Annotated in this window: 7 protein-coding genes; all 7 read right to left on the reverse strand. The window is 66.2% G+C overall.

The genetic code is table 11. The features are described 5' to 3' along the window. Positions 1-79: 79 nt before the first annotated feature. Positions 80-1,069 (reverse strand): protein translocase subunit SecF, encoded by a 990-nt coding sequence (secF, locus tag ASF31_RS06085; protein WP_055753796.1) that lies wholly within the window; start codon positions 1,067-1,069, stop codon positions 80-82. Then, positions 1,069-2,661, reverse strand: a complete 1,593-nt coding sequence (gene secD / locus ASF31_RS06090) for a protein translocase subunit SecD (RefSeq protein ID WP_055753797.1) — start codon at positions 2,659-2,661, stop codon at positions 1,069-1,071. The genes secF and secD overlap by 1 nt, the downstream gene beginning before the upstream one ends. A 36-nt stretch (positions 2,662-2,697) precedes the next feature. Further along, positions 2,698-3,009: a preprotein translocase subunit YajC gene (yajC, locus tag ASF31_RS06095; RefSeq protein WP_017504795.1), complete on the reverse strand. Its 312-nt coding sequence runs from the start codon at positions 3,007-3,009 to the stop codon at positions 2,698-2,700. Between the two features lie 103 nt (positions 3,010-3,112). Then, on the reverse strand, positions 3,113-4,192 hold the full coding sequence (locus tag ASF31_RS06100) for a peptidoglycan DD-metalloendopeptidase family protein (protein WP_055753798.1): 1,080 nt from the start codon (positions 4,190-4,192) through the stop codon (positions 3,113-3,115). A 181-nt stretch (positions 4,193-4,373) separates the two neighbouring features. Further along, positions 4,374-5,018: a protein-L-isoaspartate(D-aspartate) O-methyltransferase gene (locus ASF31_RS06105; RefSeq protein WP_045810751.1), complete on the reverse strand. Its 645-nt coding sequence runs from the start codon at positions 5,016-5,018 to the stop codon at positions 4,374-4,376. Then, complete coding sequence (gene surE, locus ASF31_RS06110; RefSeq protein WP_055753799.1) at positions 5,015-5,809, reverse strand: 5'/3'-nucleotidase SurE; 795 nt, start codon at positions 5,807-5,809, stop codon at positions 5,015-5,017. The genes ASF31_RS06105 and surE overlap by 4 nt, the downstream gene beginning before the upstream one ends. Further along, complete coding sequence (gene serS / locus ASF31_RS06115; protein WP_055753800.1) at positions 5,809-7,299, reverse strand: serine--tRNA ligase; 1,491 nt, start codon at positions 7,297-7,299, stop codon at positions 5,809-5,811. Before serS ends, surE begins: the two co-directional genes overlap by 1 nt. Between the last annotated feature and the right edge of the window lie 533 nt (positions 7,300-7,832).

Raw genomic sequence — 7,832 nt, forward strand, 5'->3', positions numbered from 1 at the left:
CCTTGCACGGACGCCGTCCAAGGAAAAGGGCCGCCCCGGCGATGACGGGACGGCCCAACTTTCGACGATGGCGCTCGACCTATGGCCGGCTGGCCATGCCCAGCTTCACAGGCTTGGCGTCGTCAGCCAGAGCGCCGCGCTTGACGCCCCACAGAAGGATGATCGGCGCGCCGACATAGATCGACGAATAGGTGCCGATGATGATGCCGAACATCAGGGCGATGGAGAAGCCGAACAGGGCCTCGCCGCCGAAGATGGCCAGGGCCGCCAGCACCATGACGGCGGTCACGCCGGTGATGATGGTCCGCGACAGGGTCTCGTTCAGCGACAGGTCGATCACGTCGCGCAGCGGCATGGTCTTGTACTTGCGCAGGTTCTCGCGAAGGCGGTCGAACACGACGACGGTGTCGTTCATCGAATAGCCGATGACGGTCAGGACGGCGGCGACCATGTTCAGGCTGAACTCCAGCTTGAACAGCACGATCAGCCCGAACGTCAGGATCACGTCGTGCAGCAGGCCGACCACGGCGCCGAAACCGAACTGCGGCTCGAACCGGAACCAGATGTAGAGGAACATCAGGCCGATCGCGACGCCCAGAGCCAACAGGCCCGAGGTGAACAGCTCGCCCGACACCTTGGAGCCGACGACGCTGACGCCCGAATAGTTGACCTGACCGACCGCGCCGCTGATGGCGCCCTCGACCTGATTGACGACCTGGGTCTGATCGCGGCCTTCCGGCACCTGGAAGCGAAGAATGGCGGTCGAGCCGTCATCGACATTGGTGTCGCGGCGCGCGATGCCCTGGACCTGAACGTCGCCCAGGTTCAGGCCGTTCACGGCCTCGCGGACCCGATCCAGCTCGATCGTCTGACCCGCCGGCTTGGACACTTCCATCGAGGCGCCGCCCCGGAAGTCGATGCCCATGTTCAGGCCGGGATAGAAGCAGGAGACGATCGCCGCGATGCACAGGATCACAGACAGAACGCCGGCGAACCGCGCATATTTGACGAAGTGGAAGTTCGTCTTCTGCGGCAGCAGTTTGATGAGGGGCCATCCACGCATCGCCATCACTCCGCGATCGGCAGTTTTTTGGGCTTGGCCGTCTTGAGCCAGTAGCCGAGCAGGACCTGGGCGACCAGGACCGACGAGAAGACCGAGGTGAACACACCGATGGTCAGGGTCCAGGCGAACCCGCGAACCGGGCCCTCGCCGAACACGAACATGATGCCCGCCGCGACCAAGGTGGTCAGGTTGGCATCAATGATCGTGCCCATGGCCTTGTTGAAGCCGGCGTCCATAGAGGCGATGACGCTGCGCCCCGCACGGGCCTCGTCGCGCATCCGTTCGTAGATCAGCACGTTGGCGTCCACCGCGACCGCGAAGGTCAGGATCAGACCGGCGATGCCGGGCAAGGTCAGCGTCGCCTGGGTCAACGACATGGCCGCCACGATCAGCACGCCGTTCAGCACCAGGCCGACCACCGACACGCCGCCAAACAGCAGACCGTAGGCCAGGATCATGAACAGCACGATGATGGCGAAACCGACGGCGGTCGACAGGGCGCCTGCGGCGACCGCATCCGCACCCAGTTCGGCGGTGACGGTGCGGCGCTCCTCGACGTTCAGCGGCGCCGGCAGGGCGCCCCCGTTCAGCAAATTCACCAGCGTCGCCGCTTCCTGGATCGAGAAGTTGCCGGTGATCTGGCCCGAGCCCGAGGTAATCGCGCTCTGGATCGTCGGGGCCGAAATGACCTTGCCGTCCAGGATGATGGCGAAGGGCTTCTGAAGGTTGGCGGCGGTGGCTTCGCCGAAGCGCCGCGCGCCGGCGCCGTCGAAGCGGAAGTCGATGGCCGGGCGGCCGCTCTGGTCCGAACCGACGCCGGCACGGGTCAGGTTCTCGCCCGACACCAGCACGCGCTTCTTGACCAGATAGGGCGTGCCGTCCTCGCCTTGCAGCAGTTCGGAATCGGGCGGCACACGGCCGGCCAGGGCGTCCTGAACCGAGTTCTCGACGTCGACCATCTGGAAGGTCAGCTGCGCCGTCTGGCCAATGACTTCTTCAAGCTTGCTCGGATCGCTCTCGCCCGGCGCCTGGACCACGATCCGGTCTGCGCCCTGGCGGGTGATGGAGGGTTCGCGCGTGCCCAGGCTGTCGATCCGGCGACGCACCACCTCGATCGACTGGTCCACGGCCGTCGCGCCCATGCCGTTCAGCGCGGTGTCGGTATAGGCGAAGCGGATGCGGTTATCGCCCAGGCGGGTCGCGGTGCGCTCGGCCTGCCCACCCGGTCCGACCTGACCGCCCAGTTGCTGCAGCGCCTTGAACGCGGCATCGCCCTGGACCGGATTGGCCAGGGTGACGACCACGCCGCCGGCTTCACGCTGGAAGCCGTTGGTGGCGACGCCCGCGCCGTTCAGCGTGACCCGAACGTCTTCGATCAGATTGGTGACACGCTTTTCGCGCATCGCCGGCACATCGACTTCCAGCAGCAGATACGAACCGCCCTGAAGGTCCAGCCCCAGGTTCAGCTTGTTCTTGGGCATGAAGCCGGGCAGCGCCTCGCGTTGCTGATCCGACAACAGGTTAGGGAACGCCAGCAGACAGCCGAGAACGGCCGCGACGACGACGAGAATGACTTTCCAGCGCGACAGCTGAATCATGAGGGCGGTCCAGGTATCGGCGGATACGCGAGCGTATCAGGCCTTGGAATCGTTGGCGGCGATGGCGGTGCGGTTGCGCACCTCGGCGATCATGGCCTTGACCACGCGCACATTGACGCTGGGCGCGATCTCGACGTTGACCTCGGCCTCTTCGACGCGGGTGACCTTGCCGATCATGCCGCTGCCCAGGACGACCGTGTCGCCACGCTTGACGGCGGCGATGGCGGTCGCGTGTTCCTTGGCGCGCTTCTGCTGCGGACGGATCAGCAGGAAGTAAAACAGGATAAAAATACCGATGATGGGCGCAAACCCGATCAACTGCGCCGTCAAGCCGCCTTCAGCGCCCATGGGTCGTCTCCGAACATAGAAGGGTAGCCCTCGTCGGAGCCCCCATTAAAACGAGGCGCGGAACCTAGGGCCGCGCCTCGCAGATTGCAACGCGGCGAAAGCGCTACCTGGGCAACACTGTCAAAGGATCGACGGCGACCGGATCGTCGCCGCGCATCTGACGGGTCTCGAAGTGGATCGAGGGGCGTCCGTCGCCGGCCGTCAGACCCACGGTGCCGATCTGCTGGCCCGCGCGAACGTCGTCGCCATCCTTGACCATCGCCGAACCCAGATGGCTATAGACCGTGCGCCAGCCGTTGGCGTGCACGATCAGCACCGTCAGCCCCTGCCCCACCAGATCGCTGCCGACATAGGCCACGCGCCCTGCCGCAGAGGCGCTGACCGTCGCGCCGGCCGAGGCCCCGATGTTGACGCCGTTGTTGCGCTCGCCCATGCCGACCGGGCCGAAACGCCGCACGATGTCGCCGCGCACGGGCCACAGCAGGTTCGGCTGACCGGCAGCGGCGTCGGCGGCGTTGGCCTGTTCGACAGGGCGCGTCTGGACCGGCAGAGCCGCATTGCCCGAGGGCGGCGGCGGGGGCGGCGGCACGGCGCCGTTGTTGGGCACCAACACGCCGACGGGCGAGGCGCCGGTCGCGTAGGGATCGCGGCCGGTATCCACCGCCGCTTCAGGCAGGATGATTCGCTGGCCCGTCGTTATCGCCCCGCGCGGCCCCAGGCCGTTCAGGTCGATCAAAGTCTGCACCGGCGTCTGGAACCGCCGCCCGACGCCCGAGATCGTGTCGCCCGGTTGGATCACATAGGCCGCGCCCGGCCGCACGGGGGCCGACGACGATGGATAGGATGGCGGCGTATAGGCGGGCGGCTGCGACGCCGGAGGCTGATAGGTCGGTTGGCTCGGACCGACATTGACCGTCGGCGGCAAGGCTCCGCCGTCCACCTGACCGATCGGCGCCGTCGCGGGCGGCGGCGATTCATAGGGGGCCGGTCGATAGGGCTGGTTCGAATTCTGGCCGGCGTTCGGATAGGTCGGCTGCTGCGGATAGGCGCCCTGCCCCGGACCATAGGCCGGCGCCGGGTTCGCATGCGTCGAATAGCGCGGCTCCGAAGGATAGCTGATGCAGGCCGCCGTGCTCAACGCCGCCCCCGCGACCAGAGCCGCTCTCATCCAGCCCGAAATCATCGCCACCGGCTGCTCCCATTCGTGGTTAAACTCGCCCGCCCGGTGTGCCCGCTCGCGCCCCATAAGCCAACCCCGCAAACCGCACGGAATTGGGGCGAGTGAGGTCGTAAGGGGTGACTCGTGAATCGTGAATGGCGTTCGCACACTCGGAATCACGACTCACGAGTCACCATTTACGCCCCTAACCTTCCTTCGCCGTCCCCTCGACCAGTGGAACGAAACGCACTTCCGTCAGGCTTTCGCGGTGGAAGGATCCGTCGCCCTGTCCGACGTAGCGATGCAGCATCTGCACCGACGTGCGTCCCACAGGCGCGACCAGCACCCCGTTTGGCTTCAGCTGTTTCAGCAGTTCGGTCGGCTCGGTCGGCGAGGCGGCGGTGACCATGATCCGGTCGAACGGCGCCTGTTCGGCCCAGCCCAGGCCGCCGTCGCCGTGCTTGGTGATGACGTTCTCGATCTTCAGCACCCGCAGTCGGGCTTCCGCCTCGACCAGAAGGCTGCGATACCGCTCCACCGAATAGACATAGCGCGCAAGCCGGCTCAGCACCGCGCACTGATATCCGCTGCCTGTGCCGATCTCCAAAACCCGGTGCCGCGCCTGCACCTCCAGCGCCTGGGTCATCAGGCCGACGATATAGGGCTGGCTGATCGTCTGGGCGCAGTCGATCGGCAGGGCCTGATCCTCCCACGCCTGATCCAGAAATTTCTCGTGGACGAAGACCGCCCGGTCGATGCTCTCCATCGCCTTCAGCACGCGCGGGTCCGTGACCCCCTGCTGCCGCAGCGACAGGATCAGCCGCCCGGCCCGGTCGTCGTGCAGATTCATGCGGCGGTCGCCACGCTCTTTGGCGGCGCCCCGCCCAGCACCTTCTTCAGGTCATGCACGCTGGTCATGTGCGTCAGGTCGATATGCAGCGGTGTGACCGAGATCCGCCCCTCCTCGATGGCCCGCAGGTCCGTGCCCTCGGCATGTTCCTGCTTTTGTCCTCGGAAACTCATCCAGTAATAGTCCCGTCCGCGCAGGTCGGTGCGCCGCACCGCGTGCATCTCGCCGACGTTGCGGAAGCCCTGGGTCGTCACCTCGACCTGATCGACCGCTTCGGGCGGACGGTTGGGGAAGTTCAGGTTCATCACCACGCCCGGCGCCCATTTCTGGTCCAGCAGGCGGCTGATGATTGCCGGCGCGAACGCCTCGGCCGTCTCCCAATGCGCCACGACCTCGTCGTGGAACCGCTCCAGGCTTTGGCTCAGGGCGATGGAGCGGATGCCGAACGCCATCCCTTGCAGCGCGCCCGCCACCGTGCCGGAATAGCTGACGTCCTCGCCGATGTTGTGCCCGCGATTGACGCCCGACAGCACCAGATCGGGCTTCTCCGGCATCAGGTCATTGACCGCCAGCACGACACAGTCGGTCGGCGTGCCCGTCACCGCGAACCGCTTCTCGCCCAGGTTCAGCACCCGCAGCGGTTCGGTCAGGGTGATCCCCCGCCCCTTGCCCGACTGCTCGACGGCGGGCGCGCACACCCACACGTCGTCGCTCAGCGTGCGCGCAATCCGCTCAAGGCACTCCAGGCCTTCCGCCTCGATCCCGTCGTCATTGGTCAGAAGAATACGCATCAGCCGCCCACGACCTGCAGACCGCCCATATAGGGCTGCAACACCGCCGGCACGGCGATCCGCCCGTCGTCCTGCTGATAGTTTTCCATGATCGCCACCAGCGTCCGGCCGACCGCCAGGCCCGAGCCGTTCAGCGTATGGACGAACTCCGTCTTCTTCTCGCCGGCGCGCTTGAACCGCGCATCCATGCGCCGCGCCTGGAAGTCCCCGCAGTTCGAGCAGCTGCTGATCTCGCGATAGGTCCCCTGGCTGGGCAGCCAGACCTCCAGGTCGAAGGTCTTCTGCGCCGAAAAGCCCATGTCGCCCTTGCACAGCAGCATCCGCCGGAACGGCAGCTCTAGCGCCTTCAGCACCGCCTCGGCGCAGGCCGTCATCCGCTCATGCTCGGCGTCGCTGTCCTCCGGCCGCGCGATCGACACCATCTCGACCTTGGAGAACTGGTGCTGGCGAATCAGCCCGCGCGTATCGCGCCCCGCCGACCCGGCCTCAGCCCGGAAGCACGGCGTCAATGCCGTCATCCGCATCGGCGTCGCCAGTTCGTCCTCGGACAAGATGGTTTCGCGCACGAGATTGGTCAGGGAGACCTCGGCTGTGGGGATGAGGAAGTGGCGCTTAGCAATCATGCGAGGCCGCAAAGCTTTAGCTAAATCCCCTGCCGTCCCTTCTCCATCAGCCAGATGAAAACGGACGCCGCCTTCGTCTGGATGGGACACCATCAAGCTGTCTGCGTTGACGAGAAAATCGTCGGTCAAAAGCGAAAAATCAGCTTCGCCTGTTTCGCTCCAACGACGATGGAAATCGCCCTCAATTAAACTCGACGCGAAGAACAGGTCATTCTCGAACTTGGGCAACTGCCCTGTGCCGAACATCGCCTCATCGCGCACCAGATATGGCGGGTTCACCTCCAGATAGCCGTGCTGGTCCGTCTGCATATCCAGCATGAACTGGCCCACGGCCCGTTCCAGCCGCGCCAGTTGCCCCTTCAGCACCGAGAATCGCGCGCCCGACATCTTCGCCGCCGCCTCGAAGTCCAGCATGCCCAGGGCCTCGCCCAGGTCGGCGTGGTCCTTGGCAGGACCGGTGCGACGCGGCTCGCCCCAGGTCGAGACCTCGACATTGCCCGCCTCGTCCTCGCCGTCCGGCACATCCTCGGCCGCCAGGTTCTTCTGCGCCGCCAGCAGGTCGCGCAGCTCCTTGCCGACGCGCGCCTCAACCTCGGCCGCCGCCGCGATATCGCCTTTAAGCGCCTCGACCTCGGCCTTGAGGCGATCCGCCTCTGCCATGTCCTTGCGCCCCATGGCGGCGCCGATCAGCTTGGAGGCGGCATTGCGCTTGGCCAAGGCGTCCTGCCCCGTCGTCTGGGCGTGACGCAGTTTGGCATCCAGCTCTCGGATATCGTCCACCACCTTCTGTGCATCATCCACCCCGCGCGACGACCAGCCCGCCACGTAAACCTGGGGGTTCTCGCGAATGGCTCTGATGTCGTGCATGGTCTGAAACTTCGGCTGGGCGGGAGAAGCCGAACGCTCTACCCGCCCACGCGGAATCGGGCAACGCGAGAAGCTTAATGTCTCCTCCCCATGCAATGGGGAGGGGGACCGCAAAGCGGTGGAGGGGTTCTTGACGTCTCACAAACGCCTGCGATGCGCTGAAGAGCCCCTCCGTCACGGCGCGAAGGCGCGCCGCGCCACCTCCCAATGAATGGGGAGGAGACGATGCTCAGCCATCGCAATGCCGCTGGTCCGTTGTCAGCGAATCCAATCGCTTGCCGAAATATCTGCCCCGTCTCCCATCCCGGGGGTCAAACGGCCCCATAATACCCCCGTCTCGTCGCATGGAGGGCTCGCCTGGCCTGCGACCTTGCGGCGGCGGGAGCGGAGGGAACGGGGGCGATGGTGAAATCCCATCGCGGCGCCGGGGCTGATCGGTCGGGGAATCGCCCCGGCGTCCGCAGTCGCGTCGCAGGGTCGAGGGGGATACTCGGCCGCACCGGGGATCGGGGATCGCTGCTCCGACCCGCCCG

The sequence above is a fragment of the Brevundimonas sp. Leaf280 genome (assembly GCF_001422455.1).
Taxonomy (GTDB): Bacteria; Pseudomonadota; Alphaproteobacteria; order Caulobacterales; family Caulobacteraceae; genus Brevundimonas.